The following is an 18493-nucleotide window of genomic DNA, read 5'->3' as shown; positions in this document are numbered from 1 at the left end:
TAACCCCATCTGTTGCCTGAACAGGTCTTCATCTGTTCTTTCCAGCATTACGTTGGGTTGGTCCCGCCTCTAACTGTCTATCTCTTTTACGGTTTCCGAGGGTAGAATGCGGTAATCGGGCCGATTGCAGGGGGTGTTGCACGTCCCTGTAAATTATAACGAATACATCCTTTTTAGCAATGAGGAGTAGAGACGAAGATATGTTGCAGAATATTCAACCCATTCAACCCATTCAACCCTTGTCCCATCTAACCGGATCCAGCGAGAAGCTTCATACCCGTTTGTGCCGAATGGTAGGGCAGGCCGTGGCCGATTTCAACATGATTGAAGCAGGTGATAAGGTCATGGTGTGCCTTTCCGGGGGGAAGGATAGTTATGCGATGTTGGACGTGTTGATGTCCATGCAGTCTCGTGCTCCGGTGTCCTATGAACTGATTGCGGTGAATTTGGATCAGAAACAACCGGGATTTCCTGAGCATGTGCTTCCGGATTATCTCACGAGGCTTGGTGTGCCGTTTCATATTGAAGAACGCGATACGTATTCGGTGGTGAAACGGCTGATTCCCGAAGGTGAGACGACCTGCTCGCTTTGTTCACGGTTGCGTCGTGGCATCCTGTACGGTTTGGCGGAACGGTTGGGCGCGACCAAGATTGCTCTTGGCCATCATCGCAACGATATGATGGAGACCTTGTTGTTGAACATGTTATTCAACGGAACTCTCAAAAGCATGCCGCCGAAATTGAGATCTGATGACGGACAACATGTGGTGATCCGCCCATTGGCATATGTGAAGGAAGCCGAACTGGCCCGCTATGCGGAAATGAGAAACTTTCCCATCATTCCCTGCGACCTGTGCGGTTCACAGGAAAATTTGAAACGCAAAGAAGTGAAGGCCCTGCTTCAGGAATGGGATACCCGGTATCCCGGCTCGGGTGACAGTGTGTTTGCGGCCTTGTCCAAGGTCATACCCAGTCATCTCCTCGATCGGCGAATATTTGATTTTGAGACTTTTCGCGAGCCCGAATCGTAGATGGGCCTGACAATGGTTCCCGTGCGAATAATGACCGACCTGCCAGATCTTATTCCATCGTGTGTCTTTCCTCGCCTTTCCTGTGTGTGCGGTTTTTGCCGGACATCATAATGGTCTATCTTCAGGCTTTTTTGTTAATTATGGCGGCCAATGCCGCCCCGATTTTTGGGCGACTGCTTATGAAAGGGCGTTGGAGTGCTCCTCTTGATGCGGGAGCGACCTTCTTCGATGGGCAGCCGTTGTTGGGGCCATCGAAAACCTATCGAGGTGTGGCTTTCTCATTGGTGGGCACGGTTCTGGCGGCGGATGTTCTGGCTATGCCATGGGAGATAGGCATGCTGACTGGAGGGTTAGCGATGACCGGCGACTGCCTCTCTAGTTTTATCAAGCGACGGTTGGGTTATGCCTCAGGAGGGATGGCCTTGGGCTTGGATCAAATTCCGGAAAGCCTTTTTCCCCTGTTGGGGCTGTGGGGACCCCTGTCGTTATCGGCTATGGGCATACTGGCCACTGCGGGTGCGTTTATGGTGATCGAACTGTTTATTTCTCCGATTTTATACAGATTCCGGATTCGTAAAAATCCGCATTAATTCATTCTGTGTTCCCGCTGCAGAGCTTATTCCTTGGAAAGATTTTTGGTCTTGGGAAGGGAAATCCCCAATTGGCCAAGTTTCCGGCTAAAGCCGGAAGGTGTGTTGAGGGTATGAATTAAGCGTCCATCCGGCTGTTCGTAGGTAATAAGGCCACCATCTTGTAGCGGCCAGACGAGTATTCGATCTTTGGCCTGATGGCTGGAAAAGGCTTGAGGGGAACATGGCATGCCGAGTAGCATTTCGAAGGAAACGGGAGTCTCCAGCCTGGGGAGGACAAGCCGCCCCGGACAATTTGGAATGGGCCGCCATGGCCAACGGGTTCGTAATTCCTCAAAGGTCATAGGAGCGCTTCCTTGACGTTCTCCTTCCACTGCGAGATGGACGTATTTGGCAGTCTTAGTGGAAGAGAGGATGGCTCCGGTATGTGCCTCATGTCATGGTCCATGGAATGAGGCCTGGATGTATCAGGGACAGCGAGGCCACCGTACTGAGATCCCGGTGTGGAAATGAATGTAGATCCCTCATCTGAAGAAGCATCTTCAGGCAATTCCCGGACACCCCTCATGTCGATTGGATTCGCGGTTTTCGCCGTTCTCATCGTGCCGGTTTTTCTCTATTCCATGGGCCCGGATGGGCCTGCCAAAGTTGGTGACGTGGTGTTTGCCACGGATCGCCATCGTGTACGGATAATGGGTTCCAAAAATGAGGAGATTGGAACGTATTCGGCGATGTGTGTTCTCGAGCCACGGGTACAATTAGTGGTTCAGCAAATGGGCCCTCCCTCAGAGGGGGGTATGATTGCGGAACCGGTTGGCCTTGAGAAGACTGGTCCACCCTTTTGCGTTCCGGGGAAACCGGTTATGGTGTATTCCCATCAGGTGACCTTACAACCGGACCTGTGGGGTGGCCTGCGGGACACACTTTTGCAGCTCTCCTCTGGTCGCTGAGCAGGACGACCCCCAACGCCCTTTATCTCCAGGCGCTCAGGAGGGTTTGAGCTTGTCTGAAAAGCGTTGCCGGAACTTTGCCACTTTGGGGTTAATGAGGTAGGCGCAGTAAGGTTGTGACGGGTTCTGCACAAAATATTCCTGGTGATAGGCTTCGGCCATGTAATAGGGTGACGCGGGTTCCACCTGAGTCACAATGGGATCGTCGAACAACTTGGCTTCCGTTAGGGAGCGAATGACCTCGTGTGCGATCGTGTCTTGTGCTGATGAATGGGTGAAAATGGCGGAGCGATATTGGGTGCCCGCATCATTCCCTTGTCGGTTCAGGGTGGTGGGGTCATGGATGCCGAAAAAGATTTCCAGGAGTTCCCGGTATGTGATGATACCGGGATTAAAGGTAATTTGTATCACTTCGGCATGTCCCGTGTTTCCGCTGCAGACGGCCTCATAAGTTGGATTGGGGCGACTACCGCCCATATAGCCGGATTCTACGGACTCGACACCCTTCACCTGATCGAATACCGCTTCGAGGCACCAGAAGCAGCCGCCACCCAATGTGGCGAGTTCTTTTCCTGTTGAGGGGGCTATGGCCGAGTCAGACATGCGTTACTCCTTTAAATGAGTCGTCATGTAAGTAAGAAGAGAATTTTTCTCCCACAATTTCCAAATCCGGTAGATTTTCTGCGACAGCTTGATAGTTTGTACTATTTTCAAGTACGGAGATGACTTCAGGGAGCGGTTCAGCCCATATTCCCGGTACATCAGCTTCCCCCTCAGTCCTGATCGGAAATGCGAGTTGCTCCACTGGTGGACAAAAAGATGTATTAACTCCGGCCTTGTTGCCGCGTGCATCCACCCGATACCACCCGAACTCTTTTAAATACAAGACATTGAGCCCATGTAAACAAAATGGTGGTGAATTGTGTGCAATGGTTAATCGTTGATAGCACAGACCTGTTGGAATGCCATGGACTCGAAGTAATGCGGCGAGTAAATGGCTTTTTGCATAACAATAGCCTGTCCCATGTTTGAGAACGTCGGAGGCTTTGCATGTCACGGGGTTGAGAGCATAGTCAAAGCTATGTTGAATGTTGTCACGCACAAACTGAAAGCAGACCCTGGCAAATTGAAGGGAATCTTGGCAGGTCTCCGACAATTCCCGTGCAAGACTGAGAATGTTTGCCGTGTGCCAATCGATATAATAGGTTGATTCAAGGTATTTCTGCATGGTTTCTATCTTGGAACGTTTAGTGCCGGAATTCATCATGAAGAGTGCCAAGCATTGCCCGCATAAACTCAAGAAGCAAAAGACTGAAGCCGTGCGATCGATCTGTCCGGTCACCTGAGTTTATACCACGCCCTGCTTTTTGGGGCCACTGCTGGTTGGACGGGTGAATAGGCAAGAGTGACTTTTTCCCCTTCTTCCCTTTACTTTTTGTTCGGCCCCTTTATAGGCTTGGGCGATTTTCTTTCGGATTGTTGAGTAGTGAGAAGAGGAGCAAGTTATATGCGGGTCGTGTGGGCCACGGACATTCACTTGAATTTTCTGGATGTCGAGGGACGGGACGTATTTTTTTCGTCCGTTCGTGCTCAACAGCCGGACGTCGTGTTTGTGACCGGAGACATTGCTGAGGCTCCATCGTTGACCCATCTGCTCCATGAAATGCGTCAAGCCATTCACGTGCCATTGTATTTCGTCCTGGGGAATCATGATTTTTACTATGGTTCGATTTCCCAAATTCGAAATGATGTGAAATGCTGGTGTCAGAGTCAGCCAGGACTCACCTATCTTTCGACATCGGGGTTGGTCGAATTGACTCCGACGACGGCGATGGTGGGACATGACGGATGGGGAGACGGGCGCTATGGAAACTATCATCTGTCCCCGGTCAGACTCAGTGATCAGGAGTTGATCGCGGATTTTCAGGATTTAGATCGGGAGGCGGTGTTACGCAAACTCCATGCGTTGGGAGATGAGGCGGCTTGCTATTTGCGGGATCGATTGGATGAGGCCCTGTCATCATATCAGCGCGTCATTTGCCTGACGCATGTCCCGCCATTTAAAGAAGCCTGCTGGTATCAGGGGAAAATGGGAAACGATGATTGGCTTCCTTATTTTGCCTGCCAGGCAGTTGGCGAGGTGTTGTTGAATGTGTCGCGAGAACGACCGGATTGTCAAATCACCGTCTTGTGTGGCCACACCCATCATGCGGGGACCGTTCACCTGCGGCCAAATCTGCGGGTTCTGACGGGTTCTGCCGAATATGGTGCTCCGTGTATTCAAGAGAGCCTCGACCTTGAGGAACTGTTTCCCCAATCAATGTTGGTAGAAGGCGGTGAGGGTGAGGGAGGCGCGGTCGGTAGAAACTGATGCCTCCGGAAGGCCATCAGGTCCCGCTAAATAAATCTGGTCCGTTCGTTTGGAGTGGGCACGCGGCACGAGTCGGATTTTCCCATCCACTGATAGCGATGCCGGGCGATGAAACTGTACACCGTATCGCGAAACGGCCGGGGAATGATGATGAAGGCATACAGCCAGGGCCAAGCTCCAGGAAGGCTGCGAAAAATTTTGAGAGCGGCAGTGGATTTTGTGAAGACCTTCCCGTGTTCCAGCAGTAAAAAGGTTTCATAATCCTGGGTCGAAAGATGAAGGTGAGTGAGAATTTCCTGCGCCGGTTGGGATTGAAGCGTTCCGAATTTAAATAATCCTCGGGAATCCCGCTCAAGCACAAAATTGACAAACGCATTGCAAAAATTACACACCCCGTCAAAGACAATCACCTTCTCGTGCTTGCCCCAGTCATGAAATGGTAAGGAAGATCCCTGTTTCACGTCCGTGCCCTTTTCTCTGATTGCGCTTTACTTTGTGTCGGTCGGTCGGCAATGAACAACTTCCCTCATTTTATAATACATGAAAACCATACCGGTTTTCTAAGGTGGTAGGGCCTAACCAGCCATGGAAGGCCGACGCTTGAAGAATCGCCATGCATGGACTTGGAGCCATTGATGGATGGGAACAAGATCGAAAAAAATGAGATAGACAAACGGGATTAACAAAAAATTGACATCCATAAGGATAAAGGAAGAAATGTGGAAAATAATGACGCCGGACAGAAAGAAGGCCCGCAGCTTGACCGATTGAATGAAGAGGATCAATGGGAATCCCAGTTCAAACGCGAGCACCAGATGGGAGAAAATCTGAATAAGGTCTGGGCGTTGGGCCAGCTCGAAGCTTAAGCTATTTTTGACCAGTTCCCCTTCGCCTGTCATGCCCCATCGGACAGAACGTTTGATCAACACCTCCTGGATTCGGCCTTCGCCGGAAAACCATTCCCATCCGCTGACCCGCACTTTGGCAATGACACTCCAAAAATAAAATAGAGCGACATAGAGTTGCATCATTTTAATGGGCCAACTGGCCTCCCATTCCTGGAGGGGAGGGTGTGTGCCATGGCGTGAGTCACGAGAATGGACGTCTCCGCACCTGGAGAGCAGAAATAGGAAAAGCATTTGCATGGGAATGATATAGCGATGATGGACGTCCCCGCTAAAGCTGTCTCTCACCCCCTTTAAATAAAAAATACAGAGGATAACGATAAGAATTGATGTTCGGGTCCATTTCCCCATGATCATGCCGACCGTGGCGGTCATTAGGAGTGCATAGACGATAAACGACAGGGCCGGGATATGGTATTGAATCCCAAGCAGATGAAAATACCAAATGGGGTCCAGGAAATAATTTCTGGAGCCGATCGGGTTGAGAGTCAGAACTGTGGCGAATTGATACGTGTGGAAAAACAGCAGTCCGCATCCAATATACATCCGCAACAGACCAAGGCTTTCCCCCGAAAATCCTCTAAAGAAAAATTGATTCCAGCCACGGCTGATGAGGTTACAGAATGCCATGTTCCCACCTTGGCAGCCATTCGTCATGCCATTCGATCACGACCGTGTTTGTTTGAATCTCGACCTTGTGGGTATCGCCCTTTAATAAGTCCGCTTTTTTGTACACTCGTTTTTGATGGGAGGATTCAATGCGGGTGATGAATTTTGGGTCGCCAGGTTCAAATTGAAGCGTTTTGTTGAGGGTCCAAAACATTCGCCATTCCCAATCAACCTCAAACCGAGGTTCATCTTCCTCTAATCCGCGGACCCATTGGTTCATCGTCCCCAATTCAATATTTCCCTGCTTATGTTTGGGGGGGGCGGTGCCAAATATTCTCGAATAATATAATCGTCGAAAATTCGGTTTGGGAATATTGAGATCCTTAGAGGATACGTAACCGGTTTCCCCGTCCCGATACGTGACTTTGAGGCCTTTTCGATATTGGTCTTTGTCCCATACTTTGACGGAAATGGTTTCGCGGGGCTCGTACACGCTATACATGGGGACCCAGGTTAGGGGAAAGTAATCGATTCGAAATATGACTGCCCCCCAAATGATGACCAAGTAGACAACAAGAATCAGGGTGATGGTCCGCTTGCTCACGCAAACCTTCCTTGCGAGTTATTGAGCGGGGTATTCATGTGGGTGTCTCCCCCTTGAGGTGAAGGTCCAAGTGACGGAAAAGCCCATTATCTTAAGAAAGGTGAGAGAACTCAATAGTGAGAAGGTTACGAAAAAATATTGTTCGTGTGATTAGCGAATGGAGAGGGAAGGGGCTTGTTGTCGATTTTCTCTGAGAATAGAAAGAAAGAAGTGCGGACTAATCCTCATATATTCCGGGATAGAACGGGTGAGCAGTAGGAATTTCGCGAGTCGTCCTGTCCGGGTTTCTATATCGCTGGAGTCGATTGGCTCATTTTTAGTGTGGTCTTTAAGATTGGGATTCGAAATTTAAAGATTTGGGACTGTAATCTTGGTTGACTTGTGCCGTTGATGATTTCTATGTTAAAGACACTATATCGCAGGAAGATGGTGCGTCCTCGGTGATCTGCTCTAGTTGTTCCTGTCGCAATGTTTTCTCTAGTTTAAGTGGTGCTTCACCTTAGGTTGGCCTGGATCCAATGTGTGGATTGAAGTGGGTCTTTGCCCTCAGAGCGTCCACATGTGCGGTCAAATGTTACAATAGGTAAGGAGTGAGACTTAATGACAGTAGGTGTGTTCATTGATCGTCTCGAAGAATTTCGACAGGGGGTTCTCCAGTATAGGGAGATATCAGGGCCGGATCAGGGCCTGACTCGCAACGACTCGGTTGGGTTGGAATCATCACCGTCAAATGCCTTACGAGATACCCTTTGCCGGCAGTTTCATTTCATAGATGAGTCTGTAGGGAATTTTAGCAGGGGTCGCTACCGCATTCATTTAGATTCCAGGGGTCGCGAGGATATTTATGTTCGTGCGTTGTCTGAAGAATGTCAGGCAGAGCATCTTGACCTTATTCTGGGTGATCTTGAGCACATGCTGGCTGACCTACAACAACGGCCTCGTCATTCTCTTCTGGCCGCACAGAAGGAATGGCCGGATAATTCGGGTGCTAATTGTAAGCCTTCCTTCGGCTCGTTGGGACACCTCGGCTCTTCTCCAACTGCCGCACCCTCCCAAACGCTGCACGCCGCGTTGAATACGGTGGCATGCGTCATTCATCAGCGAGTTGATCGATCCCAAGACCAGGAGGAGCTTTTGGCTCATGTGCAAGCTATCCTAGATCATCCTAAAATCACCCACCTCCTATCCTTCTCCCCTTCCCACTAACTGTAATCTTCGGTTAATTTCAAGCCCTGGGGGTTCTACCTCCCGATCATGATGTGGTGGTTTCAGAAAATCCTGAAGGGTATTGTGAAAGATCGTTTCTGAGCTTTTCTTTTGATGGCGATCACTGCGATTCCTCTCCATTGTAAGTCCCATTTCCCTTTTCCTTAAAAGTTATTGATGGGAATCAAAACGCATGGTTGGGCGATATGAGGTACGTCGCCTGAAGACTCTCAGGACGGCATTCGTCATAATGGGTCTGTTGAAAAAAGCCGCCAGCGGCGTTCTCGCCATTTTTCCGTGCTCATGTACTCAGCGTACGCTCCGCGCGAAAAAACGGCTGCGGCCTTGCTGGACGGACCCTTCGGGAAGACTCAGGGCATGCTTTTTTGAACCGACCCTGAGTCCTTGATGAGTAATCTAATCCTGGGCAAATTTGCCCTTGAAAATCTTAATTGTTCAACACTCCCATAATGTACCCATCAATGCGCCTCAGTTATAGTGACCAAGACGAATTTCTACAGAATGGCGAAATCTTCTAAACAATTTCTTTATTGGTCGATCGGCCGGGTGGTGCCGGTTGACCGGGATGAACTCCCTGCGCTCATCTGGTCGTTTGTCTATTTTTTTTGTGTGCTGGCGGCCTACTACATCCTGCGACCGGTTCGCGATGAAATGGGAGTGCTCTCGGGGGCTCATAATCTCCCGTGGTTATTCTCAGTGGTGTTCATCACAATGTTAGCCGTGATCCCGATGTTTGGATGGGTCGCGGGGCATTTTCCGATTCGTCGATTATTGCCAACGGTCTATGTGTTTTTCATCCTGAATCTTTTGGCATTTTTTGTGGCTTTGCAAAGTGGAGTCGGGTTGCAAGCCTTTGGGCCCATCTTTTTTGTATGGTTGAGTGTGTTTAATTTATTCGTCGTGTCGGTGTTTTGGAGTTTTATGGCCGATGTGTTTCCCACTGATGCGGCTCGGCGACTCTTTGGTTGTATTTCCGCAGGAGGCAGTCTTGGCGCCATGACAGGGCCGTTTATCACCGCAATGGCGGTAAAAGGGGTCGGGGTTTCCGGGTTACTCTTGGTGTCAGCGATCTTCTTATTGATCGCGGTGGGATGCATTATGGCGTTGTTAAAATGGTATCACGTCCATCACGGGATTGATTTGGGAAACCGACACCTTTCTTCCATCAGGAATCCTGAAGGCACTCCTCCCAGCTTATGGGTAGGAGTGGTATGCATTGTTCGCTCGCCCTATTTGAAAGGTATTGCCCTCTATCTCATGTGTTATTCAATTCTGTCCACCTTCCTGTATTCGCAGCAAACCATATTAATTCCGCAAGTCATGCCGAGTTCGGAAGATCGCATGCAATTGTTTGCATCGGTGGATCTTGGGATCAATGTGTTCGCGTTCACGCTCCAGTTTTTCGCGACAGGCTGGCTGTTGACGCGGTTTGGCGTCGTGATCATGTTGGCTGTCATGCCACTGGTATCATTGATTGGATTTGGGGTGTTTGGTTTAGTGACCGTCCTGCCGGTCTTGATCGGATTTGGTGTCCTGCGGCGTGCGGGAGAATTTTCCATCACCAAGCCGACGCGAGAAACCCTGTTTACCGTCGTTTCCCGTGAAGAAAAATATCAGGCGAAAAATGTGATTGATACGGTCGTTCATCGAGGTGCCGATATGGCGGGGACCGGGATTGTCTCCGTCTTTCATACCTGGGGAATGACTTTGTCCCACATGGCATTTGCGGCTCTGCCCATTGCGGGTCTATGGTTTGCCACGGGTGTGTGGCTTGGGCGACGACACGAAGCGATCCGGCGACGATGAGGTTTGTTATTGAAAGAAAGCCCTCCTTCAGACCGATCATCAGAGGTCATTCGATTGGAGTCATGAGATGAATGATGCCCTGTTTACTTATGGGACGTTGCAATTTCCCGAAGTGATGGAAGCGGTGACGGGCCTGGCGTTGCCATGGGTGGAAGCGGAAGCGCAGGGGTTCGCCCAGTTTCGGTTTAGGGACCGTATTTATCCGGGAATGGTGGCCCGGGAAGGCGCTCTGACAAGGGGTCGTGTATATACCTCAATGCGTCATCAAACTTGGGAGCTCTTGGACCGGTTTGAAGACCCGGTCTATCGCAGGGAATTGCTTGAGGTCTACAGGCCAGATGGCTCAACAATGACGGCTCATGCTTATGTCTTACCCGTCGCACAGCAACATCTGCTTTCTTCAGAACTGTGGCAGATGGATTGGTTTAGGGATGTCCATTTGGATGGATATGTGAGTCGGTGTCGCGTGTTTTATGAAACGATCACTTCCCAGGGCTTATCGGAAAGCTCCAAGCAGACGTTGTGGAAGTTAACGGATTTTTCGCAGACCTCTCAGGCATGATGAAGTCTTCCAATCGACCGTTCCTGCTGCTGATGCTGGTGACGTTGCTTGTTTTTGGCGGGGCCTTGGTCTATTTCACAATGGAGTATCTTTCAGAGGTTACCCAGCCGGACATTCCACTGACGGAATCCACGGGTCATCAAATCAGGATGTTGCTGTTGGTCGTGACCATGCTGGCAGGAATGCCTGCAGTGGGAATGGGCGCCTATGTTATGTACCTTGGGTCACGAATTCGTCTCACTCAGCAGTGGCCTCCAGCGGGGATGGGATTTGGGGCAGAGACGCCGGTCATGTTAGGAGATCGGGCCACGCTCGTCGGATGGGGTGTGACGGGGCTTGGATTTGTTCTTGTGGTATGTGGAGTAACGTTGCCGGTGGTTGGTTGGAAATTCGGGAACATTGTTTAATAGACTGAATGCATCTTTTTTGACAGCACACCCAATCATGATGAGCCAAAAATTATGACTGGATGGGATTGGGCGATTCTTGCCGTTTTTATTCTCTATGCCCTGCAAGCGGGGTTTCGAGAGCGAGCGGTCGCATCCCAAAATCTGGAAGAATATTTTCTTGCAGGACGCAGTCTTTCGGGATGGAAGGCCGGATTAAGCATGGCGGCCACACAGTTTGCGGCTGACACTCCACTGCTTGTTACAGGGTTGGTGGCTACGGCCGGCATTTTCGCGTTGTGGCGCTTGTGGATTTTTGCCTTGGCCTTTCTCCTGATGGGGTTTCTCCTGGCTCCGAGCTGGCGGCGGGTAGGGGTGCTCACCGATGCCGAGCTGACGGAGGTGCGATATGGCCACGGTGCGGCGTCGGCGCTCCGGGGCATCAAAGCCATTTATTTCGGCACCATCGTCAATTGCACGGTGCTCGCGATGGTGCTGTTGGCGGCCACTCGCCTCGCTGAACCTTTTCTTCTTTGGGATCAATGGCTTCCTGCCGGATTTTTTGATGTGTTCGTTCACATGGTGAAATGGGGAGGGGTCCCTTTTACCGTTGGCGGGTTGGAGGCGGACAATGTGTGGGTGCGTTCGGCCAATAATCTTTTGTCGATCGGGGCCATTGTGTCTGTGACGGTGTTGTATTCCACCACCGGCGGACTACGAAGTGTCGTCGCCACAGATCTAGTGCAATTTGGAATCGGGATCGTTGCCAGCGGCGCATTTGCCTGGGTGGTAGTGGATCACGTGGGAGGCTTGGCGTCCTTGACTCAACACATTCAGAAACAGTTTTCGGTGGTGGGTGGGTATCCACTGACCGGGAATGAGATTCTGGCTTTTACTCCCTTCGGTGCCAGGGATGCGACCATGATGGTGTTGCTGGTCTATGGTTTTCAATGGCTCTTACAAATGAATGCGGATGGGACAGGATATTTGGCTCAACGATCCATGGCATGCCGTAGCGATCACGATGCGCGAGTCGCTTCGGTGGTGTTTACCGTGGCCCAAGTTGGGCTTCGGAGTTTGATCTGGTTGCCATTGGCCCTGGGATTACTGGTGATTTTTCCACCCCCACCGGGAATGATAGGCCCTCAGTTCATTGCGGCTCGCGAATTTACCTTTGTGCAAGGCATTCATGAACTGTTACCGCCAGGAATTAAAGGGTTGATGGTCGTCGGAATGTTGGCGGCCTTGGCCTCCACGGTCGATACGCATTTGAATTGGGGGGCGTCTTATTGGACGAATGATATTTATCGCCGGTTTATTTGTGAGGGTTGGCTCAAGCGCGAACCTTCGCAACGTGCACTGGTTTGGGTTGCACGTGCGAGTAACCTGCTGATTCTCTTGATTGCCCTTTGCATTCTTCCGTGGTTGTCATCGATTCAAACTGCCTGGCAAATCAGTTTGTTGCTGGGAGCGGGAATGGGCGTGGTGTTGGTGCTTCGGTGGATCTGGTGGCGAATTACGGCATGGGGCGAATTAGCCTGTATTGCGGCTTCTGTGCTTATGGCCCCCCTGTTACTGTGGGCACTTCCAGGACAGCAAGAGGAAATGCGGTTGTTGATCATGGGCCTAGGAGCCGGTGCGATTGGTGTCGCCGTGTCCTGGTTCACCGGACCGGAAGATCTCGATCGTTTGGAGACCTTTTACCGGCGTGCACGTCCTCCGGGATTCTGGGGACCCATCGAACTGCGGGTTCAATCTGGGCAGCGAAATGGGGTTCGGCGATTTTGGCGGGCGATTATGGCCATGGGGCTTACGGCATTGTCCATCTTCTGTTTGCTTACCGGTATCGGAACCTGGCTGGTGGGAAGTCCTGCCCCCGGATGGATGCCCTGGCGTGGGGCATGGATTACCGGACTCTTGCTCCTGGGAATCCTCTTAATTCCCATTTGGATCACCGTCGGTTTTCGTCAATCTGATTCTGTGACGCAGACCCAATAGAGAATGCAGAGGAGCAACCATGGTTGTGGCTTCGAACGCCATGCAATAAAGATCGTAGTCCGTATTCCGGGGAGTTTCAAATGGAGGACCACTCGTATTCTGAAGGAAATGGGATCTCTGGCCGGACGAAGTGAAGAGAAAAGAAAAGAATGGTTATAGGGAGTCTTCAAAGAGGGTTTGAGCATCCGCCCACACCATCCCATCTGGAAGTCCCTTTACCCAATCTCCGGTCTCATTTGCTGGGCGGTACGAATATTCTCTGCCAATTTTTTTGAGGATAATTTCTTCGCCATTCACCCAGGTTTGAATCGTATCCATTTCATCTATCCACATCACTGCCTCCCGGTTTAATATTGGTTATTTGCCAGATTACTGAGACGGAGGGATGCGTTCCATTCGTCAAAAGTCGTGTCAAATATTTCTAGATGACTCATGTCTAACCCGGTAAATAACGGGACCTATCTGGAAAGGATGTCCAGCGACGTTGAAGGATTTCATGCAACGGACAGCAGGAAAGGTAGGGATGTCGTGGTTAGGAGCCAAAGCGGACTTTTGTCTTTTGTGACGTGGGGAATTTTTGATGCTCTCCTGGAAGGGGCAGGAGTATTTTTTTAATTGTTGGCCCTCTGGATTTTTTTATGGAGTGGGAGTTTTCAAGTCTGGGTTTTCTGTAGAAACGGGAGGCTCAATGATTGTCCCTCTGAGTAGATCCGGAGGATCGGTTTTATAGCGCTGTTCGATGGTGTGAGTCACGCAGAATTGTAGCTGCCTGAGTTGCATTTCATTGAGAGATTCTGGATTTTCTGCAAATTCATGCGCTAATTTTTGGCACTTCGGCTCCATGTTTTCACCACCCTGGGCCAGAGCAAATACCGGGAAAAGAATTAGTCCGAAGAATGTTAAAAGTATTCCTGATTTCATACTGTTCCTCCTATGTACAACGGAATTCTTTTCTCCCGCAATTCTCATAATTCCTAAGTTTAAACCTATCAAGCAACGTGTTGAAGAAGGATTGCTATAAGAAGACCCGTAAAAACAAAAGATATAAGAGATGGTGCCGAAGGCGGGATTTGAACCCGCACACCCCGGAGGGCGCTAGACCCTGAATCTAGTGCGTCTGCCAGTTCCGCCACTTCGGCACGTGAGTGCGATTATCATCTTTTATAGAAATGCGGTCAAGTTGTCGTTATTCCGTTGTTGAGGTTCTCTTGTATGCATTCCTCTCAAGTCATTCTTCCTGAATGAGACATCGGCGTTACAAGAATGAGGGAACTGTTCGTAAAGTTATCCTACGCTGGTGGGTTGGGGTGAAGGACCCAGAAGGGTTTCCAGAAAGGCTTGTGGCCAGCGGCCAGGAGTAGATGTTGTCCCCGGTTCTCCAGGTAGCAGGTCGGAGGTGTCACCACTGAGAATGATTCGCTCACGAATGGTACCAGTGGCAGCAAGCAAAAGAGATGCAGGGATGCGTGGGGCATCATCAATGACCAGTAAATCAAACGGGACTTTTCGGAAGAGCGGGTCGGTAAGGATGCGGCCCGGGGTGCAGGTCATTATACGTTTGTTTTGTGCGAAGGCTTGGCGGTTGGTGCCTTCTCCAGCGGCCAGCATTTCCCGAATTTTTTTGGTGCCGCCCAATCGTTTGATTTCTTCTTTTAATTCATCGTATTCCGGTCGCAGGTTTTTAGGAACGGTCGCTTCAGGGATTAATTCTTTAATTCGCGTTTGTGCTACTTCGACTTCTTTCATGAGTCCAAGGATTTTGCCTTGGTAAATTTCCCGGTATTCGGCCAGGGTCTCGATGTTCTTGCCCGCCACCTGCATACTCATCCGTGTCCAAATGGGAAGGGCCTCATAGTCCCGGACAGTTTTATCGATATTTTTGACTTTCCCTTGCCAGTCACTGAGCTGTGTGAGTAATCGCCATTCCAGTAATTTTACTTCGTTCAGATCTTTTTGCTTGTCGCGTTTGTAGGCCAGAATGGGAGTTAGTTCCCTGAACCGGTCATATTTTTTTCGTAAGGAGACTTTCTTGGCGTTGGCCTTGGCAAAAAAATGGGACATCTGTGCTTCAAAGCCAAAGTCCTGGAGCAGCATCCCTCCCGCATCTTTTACTAAAGGTAGTTCATACCGGCAGAGCAAACTTCGGTAGGGCAAGGCCGCCATTTTTAAGGCGTGTGCGACCGCACCAGTTAATTCATCAACTGTGTGATGATCCGGAGCCACCAGGAGAATTCGTTTATTTTTCCGAACCTGATCCACGATTAATGTCGTCAGCTTTGTCCAGCGTGTTTGCCGTGTGTCTCCCCAGATAGTCGTCAGCACTGTGGTCGGGATGCAGTCTCTTGCTGCCGTTTGATGGGAGAGCGGTTCAGGGTCCAGCCAGGGCACCAATCGTTCGGCAGGCCCAAGTGTAAAGGAATCAGGTTTGCTGGCCATGTCGGACAACCGTGTGGCCCCGGTTTCGAGGAACCCCGATGTGTCGGGAATGAGGGTGCACCGATTGAGGGTTTGGCCGACGTGATCAAATGTTTGGAGTATGAGCGATCCATTTTGCCACCCCATGAGATAGCCTTCGGTCGGTTCCATATCGTTGCCCGGCAACAATGTCACCGGGATGTCGGGTAGGAAGGTACTTCCAGGGGGAACATCACAACTATAGAGGTGAAGGGAGCCGACCGTGCGGAGGTGTCGGGCTTGGGCGATCTCCAAAGGTGCGTCTAATCCACGGCTCATGGCGACTTCCCGTTCGCTGTTGAGTTGGATGGTGGCTAAATTGAGAAGATCGTAGAGTTTCATGAAAATTATTGATTAAGTGCTGACAGTTCCAGGAGTTCCTTGATACAGAGGGCGAGACATCCCAATCCTCCGGTGAGTGGAGTTCGATCAGCCTCACACCCTCGATTGTGTGCACATTCAAACAGGGCGGGTAGCTTGGGATCAAGAGGGAGAGGCTCAAGTAAATAGAGTATGAGCGCCCCGGAGGTATCGGTCGAGAGAACGGCGACCCGTTGTCGGTGATCATCCTCAAAAATTACCGCTTGTGGGTTCGGGGCGACAAAAGGGCGGGCGACAGAGAGTCCGGTGAGTGGAATGGTTTGGACAATGAGTGAGTCAGGTGGGGTGAGCGGCCGATTGGAAAAGCGAAGGTTGAGGTCCGAGAATGGTTGGAGTGCGAGTCCTTCTTCGTCCTTCATTCCTTCTTCGGCAATGGTTAATTGAGGAAAGACTAAGAGACCAAGGGCAAATAGGGTGAGAAGGAGAAGATTGAAAAGCAGGTTGGTTTGAAGCTGACGTGGGTGGAGGTGGTTCATCATCTCACTATTCCGAGGCCGAGAGTATGGCAAATGAAAAAGCAATCTGATCGTTTACCTTGGCTGTGATGTGTCGATAGGGTCAGTTTTGAGCCTGGACAATCAGGGTAATGCTTAAGTGTTAATATTTAGTAAGTATGGAGGAGCATAGCATATTTTCGAACGGGTTGTTGCAAAATTCTCTATGGAATTGTCTGGTTACCGGAAGCATGCCTGTTGGTTGACCACCGATTATGAAGGAGAAGCATATTCTATGATATATTCGGCAATTACATTGACTTTTTCTACACCCAGTCTTAAGATGTTTCCCTTATTCGCTAGGCTAAGGAGACGTGTTTTATGAAGGTTATTTTGCAGGAAAATGTAGAAGGTTTAGGGTATTTGGGAGATGTGTTGACGGTGGCGAAAGGGTATGCGCGGAACTATTTGCTCCCGAGAAAAAAAGCGGTCGTAGCTGAAGAGCGACAGGTCAAACTGTTGCAGCATATCAAGCGGCAGATCGACCAAAAGGCCAAAAAAGAATTGGAGTCTTTAGGCGAGTCGGGGAAGAATCTGTCAAAAATCTCCCTGACATTTGAAGTGCAGACCGGAAAGGACGACAAGCTGTTCGGGTCTGTGACATCCAAAGATGTGGCCGAACGATTGGCTGCTCAAGGCGTTGAGGTGGACCGAAGAAAAATTCACTTGCCACAGCCTCTCAAGGAGTTGGGAACCTTTTCGGTTGCCATCAAGCTTCATCGGGATGTGGTTCCCAAGATTAATGTGACCCTTGTGAAGAAAGCTGCAGAAGAGGCTACCCCTGAAGGGGGCTCAGATAAAGATCAGGCCAATGAAGCGGTCGACGAGTAAGCGATGAGACATTCCGTCGGAACACTCAAAGCGATCCGTGACACTGATTATGAGGTGTATGCGGCTATCCGGGCTGAAGAAAAAAGGCAGCGGGAAAACTTAGTTCTTATCGCGTCGGAAAATTACGCCAGTCCCGCAGTTCTGGGGGCCCAGGGCTGTTTGATGACCAATAAATACGCGGAGGGGTATTCCGGCCGGCGATACTACGGCGGATGCCAACATGTGGATACGGTCGAGGATTTAGCCATTGCGAGAGCCAAAGAAATTTTCGGGTGCGAGCATGTGAATGTTCAACCCCACTCGGGTTCCCAAGCCAATATGGCGGCGTATCTTTCGGTCCTAAAAACAGGAGATACCATCTTAGGGATGGATCTGGCCCATGGTGGGCATCTTACCCACGGCAGCCGTGTAAGTTTTTCAGGAAAACTGTTTCAGGCGTTTTCCTATGGAGTAGATCGGGAAACTGAGGAGATCAATTATGATGTGGTAGAGAGGCAGGCTCAGGAAGTCCGCCCTCGTATGATTGTTGTCGGTGCCAGCGCGTATTCCAAAATTATTGACTTCCCTCGTTTTCAGGCCATAGCGAAATCGGTTGGTGCGTACCTTCTTGTTGATATTGCCCACATCGCGGGTTTGATTGCAGTCGGATTGCATCCAAGCCCGGTTCCCTATGCTGACTTTGTCACCACCACGACCCATAAAACGTTGCGAGGCCCACGCTCCGGGATGATTATGTGCAAAGAAGAACATGCCAAAGCTGTTGACAAAATGGTGTTCCCTGGAACGCAGGGTGGACCGCTCATGCATGTCATTGCAGCCAAAGCGGTGGCTTTTAAAGAAGCCCTGTCACCAGGCTTTAAAACCTATCAACAACAAGTGCTGGCGAACGCCAAGGAGTTGGCTGAGGGCTTTTTGAAGCGGGGATATCGAGTGGTGTCTGGTGGGACCGAAAATCATTTGTTCCTCTTGAATCTGACATCCAAAGGCGTGACAGGAAAAGAAGCCGAAGCCGCTCTAAATGCCTCCGGCATTGTGGTCAACAAGAATGCGGTGCCGTTTGATGAAAAACCACCGGCTGTCGCAAGCGGCATTCGTATTGGCACGCCGACGGTTTCAACTCGTGGCATGCAGAAACCCGAGATGGAGCAGATTCTCTCCTGGATGGATGAGGTCATCCAACATTCTCAGGAAGCGTCTCTTCATAAACGGATTCTGCGGGATGTCAAAGACCTGTGCTCACGATTTCCGATCTTTCATCCATACTAACCTTCCTCCACCGCCTTCCATCCTTAAG

The 18493-nt window shown here is 50.3% G+C and carries 21 protein-coding genes and 1 tRNA gene; 11 read left to right on the top strand and 11 right to left on the bottom strand.

All coding sequences use genetic code 11. The annotated features are described in order from the left end of the window. Positions 1 to 200: 200 nt before the first annotated feature. The gene (ttcA, locus tag ACTRXD_RS15760; RefSeq protein WP_442432732.1) at positions 201 to 1031 is read left to right on the top strand and encodes a tRNA 2-thiocytidine(32) synthetase TtcA; all 831 of its coding nucleotides are present in this window, start codon (positions 201 to 203) and stop codon (positions 1029 to 1031) included. Positions 1032 to 1141: 110 nt separating this feature from the next. After that, on the top strand, positions 1142 to 1621 hold the full coding sequence (locus tag ACTRXD_RS15755; RefSeq protein WP_442432731.1) for a CDP-archaeol synthase: 480 nt from the start codon (positions 1142 to 1144) through the stop codon (positions 1619 to 1621). A gap of 26 nt (positions 1622 to 1647) precedes the next feature. Here ACTRXD_RS15755 and ACTRXD_RS15750 read toward each other — a convergent pair whose 3' ends face one another. Beyond that, positions 1648 to 1965 carry a hypothetical protein gene (locus ACTRXD_RS15750; protein ID WP_442432730.1) on the bottom strand — a complete coding sequence of 106 codons (318 nt, stop codon included), beginning with the start codon at positions 1963 to 1965 and terminating at the stop codon, positions 1648 to 1650. 222 nt (positions 1966 to 2187) lie between these two features. Here ACTRXD_RS15750 and ACTRXD_RS15745 point away from each other — a divergent pair, with 222 nt between their 5' ends. Next, positions 2188 to 2571: a hypothetical protein gene (locus ACTRXD_RS15745; protein ID WP_442432729.1), complete on the top strand. Its 384-nt coding sequence runs from the start codon at positions 2188 to 2190 to the stop codon at positions 2569 to 2571. 36 nt (positions 2572 to 2607) lie between these two features. On the opposite strand, the gene msrA is transcribed toward ACTRXD_RS15745, so the two are convergent. Beyond that, on the bottom strand, positions 2608 to 3174 hold the full coding sequence (gene msrA / locus ACTRXD_RS15740) for a peptide-methionine (S)-S-oxide reductase MsrA (RefSeq protein ID WP_442432728.1): 567 nt from the start codon (positions 3172 to 3174) through the stop codon (positions 2608 to 2610). Further along, the gene (locus tag ACTRXD_RS15735) at positions 3167 to 3799 is read right to left on the bottom strand and encodes a transglutaminase-like domain-containing protein (protein WP_442432727.1); all 633 of its coding nucleotides are present in this window, start codon (positions 3797 to 3799) and stop codon (positions 3167 to 3169) included. The genes msrA and ACTRXD_RS15735 overlap by 8 nt, the downstream gene beginning before the upstream one ends. 279 nt (positions 3800 to 4078) lie before the next feature. Between ACTRXD_RS15735 and ACTRXD_RS15730 the strand changes: the two genes are divergently transcribed. Then, entirely contained in the window at positions 4079 to 4942 is an 864-nt protein-coding gene (locus ACTRXD_RS15730; RefSeq protein WP_442432726.1) for a metallophosphoesterase family protein, read from the top strand. Positions 4943 to 4968: 26 nt separating this feature from the next. Here ACTRXD_RS15730 and ACTRXD_RS15725 read toward each other — a convergent pair whose 3' ends face one another. From ACTRXD_RS15725 to ACTRXD_RS15715, 3 genes are all read right to left on the bottom strand, one after another. Then, positions 4969 to 5403: a thiol-disulfide oxidoreductase DCC family protein gene (locus tag ACTRXD_RS15725; RefSeq protein WP_442432725.1), complete on the bottom strand. Its 435-nt coding sequence runs from the start codon at positions 5401 to 5403 to the stop codon at positions 4969 to 4971. 114 nt (positions 5404 to 5517) lie between these two features. Further along, the gene (locus ACTRXD_RS15720; protein ID WP_442432724.1) at positions 5518 to 6477 is read right to left on the bottom strand and encodes a hypothetical protein; all 960 of its coding nucleotides are present in this window, start codon (positions 6475 to 6477) and stop codon (positions 5518 to 5520) included. Then, positions 6464 to 7060 carry a hypothetical protein gene (locus ACTRXD_RS15715; protein WP_442432723.1) on the bottom strand — a complete coding sequence of 199 codons (597 nt, stop codon included), beginning with the start codon at positions 7058 to 7060 and terminating at the stop codon, positions 6464 to 6466. The genes ACTRXD_RS15720 and ACTRXD_RS15715 overlap by 14 nt, the downstream gene beginning before the upstream one ends. 600 nt (positions 7061 to 7660) lie before the next feature. Here ACTRXD_RS15715 and ACTRXD_RS15710 point away from each other — a divergent pair. The 5 genes from ACTRXD_RS15710 to ACTRXD_RS15690 all read left to right on the top strand — a co-directional run bounded on the left by ACTRXD_RS15710 (position 7661) and on the right by ACTRXD_RS15690 (position 13039). After that, on the top strand, positions 7661 to 8266 hold the full coding sequence (locus tag ACTRXD_RS15710; protein WP_442432722.1) for a hypothetical protein: 606 nt from the start codon (positions 7661 to 7663) through the stop codon (positions 8264 to 8266). Between the two features lie 522 nt (positions 8267 to 8788). Further along, on the top strand, positions 8789 to 10093 hold the full coding sequence (locus ACTRXD_RS15705; RefSeq protein ID WP_442432721.1) for an NTP/NDP exchange transporter: 1305 nt from the start codon (positions 8789 to 8791) through the stop codon (positions 10091 to 10093). Positions 10094 to 10160: 67 nt separating this feature from the next. Continuing rightward, positions 10161 to 10655, top strand: coding sequence for a gamma-glutamylcyclotransferase family protein (locus tag ACTRXD_RS15700; protein ID WP_442432720.1), 495 nt, complete (start codon positions 10161 to 10163; stop codon positions 10653 to 10655). Next, positions 10652 to 11062: a hypothetical protein gene (locus ACTRXD_RS15695; protein ID WP_442432719.1), complete on the top strand. Its 411-nt coding sequence runs from the start codon at positions 10652 to 10654 to the stop codon at positions 11060 to 11062. The genes ACTRXD_RS15700 and ACTRXD_RS15695 overlap by 4 nt, the downstream gene beginning before the upstream one ends. Before the next feature lie 54 nt (positions 11063 to 11116). Then, positions 11117 to 13039: a sodium:solute symporter family protein gene (locus ACTRXD_RS15690; RefSeq protein ID WP_442432718.1), complete on the top strand. Its 1923-nt coding sequence runs from the start codon at positions 11117 to 11119 to the stop codon at positions 13037 to 13039. A gap of 153 nt (positions 13040 to 13192) precedes the next feature. Here ACTRXD_RS15690 and ACTRXD_RS15685 read toward each other — a convergent pair whose 3' ends face one another. The 5 genes from ACTRXD_RS15685 to ACTRXD_RS15665 form a co-directional block, all read right to left on the bottom strand. Beyond that, the gene (locus ACTRXD_RS15685; protein WP_442432717.1) at positions 13193 to 13372 is read right to left on the bottom strand and encodes a hypothetical protein; all 180 of its coding nucleotides are present in this window, start codon (positions 13370 to 13372) and stop codon (positions 13193 to 13195) included. A 303-nt stretch (positions 13373 to 13675) separates the two neighbouring features. Beyond that, complete coding sequence (locus tag ACTRXD_RS15680) at positions 13676 to 13960, bottom strand: hypothetical protein (RefSeq protein WP_442432716.1); 285 nt, start codon at positions 13958 to 13960, stop codon at positions 13676 to 13678. A gap of 131 nt (positions 13961 to 14091) precedes the next feature. After that, a tRNA-Leu gene (locus ACTRXD_RS15675) sits at positions 14092 to 14178 on the bottom strand. A 145-nt stretch (positions 14179 to 14323) separates the two neighbouring features. Further along, a complete protein-coding gene (locus ACTRXD_RS15670; RefSeq protein WP_442432715.1) occupies positions 14324 to 15835 on the bottom strand; it encodes a hypothetical protein in 1512 nt (503 codons plus the stop codon). 5 nt (positions 15836 to 15840) lie between these two features. After that, positions 15841 to 16353 (bottom strand): hypothetical protein, encoded by a 513-nt coding sequence (locus tag ACTRXD_RS15665; RefSeq protein ID WP_442432714.1) that lies wholly within the window; start codon positions 16351 to 16353, stop codon positions 15841 to 15843. A gap of 336 nt (positions 16354 to 16689) precedes the next feature. Between ACTRXD_RS15665 and rplI the strand changes: the two genes are divergently transcribed. Both rplI and glyA read left to right on the top strand, forming a co-directional pair. Next, complete coding sequence (rplI, locus tag ACTRXD_RS15660; RefSeq protein ID WP_442432713.1) at positions 16690 to 17199, top strand: 50S ribosomal protein L9; 510 nt, start codon at positions 16690 to 16692, stop codon at positions 17197 to 17199. A 3-nt stretch (positions 17200 to 17202) separates the two neighbouring features. Beyond that, positions 17203 to 18465 carry a serine hydroxymethyltransferase gene (gene glyA, locus ACTRXD_RS15655; protein ID WP_312640022.1) on the top strand — a complete coding sequence of 421 codons (1263 nt, stop codon included), beginning with the start codon at positions 17203 to 17205 and terminating at the stop codon, positions 18463 to 18465. The last annotated feature ends 28 nt before the right edge of the window (positions 18466 to 18493 follow it).

Origin of the sequence: Nitrospira sp. T9 (assembly GCF_052156535.1) — a bacterium.
Taxonomy (GTDB): Bacteria; Nitrospirota; Nitrospiria; order Nitrospirales; family UBA8639; genus Nitrospira_E.
Note: the sequence above shows the minus strand (reverse complement) of the source record. Positions and strands in the feature narration are given on the sequence as shown.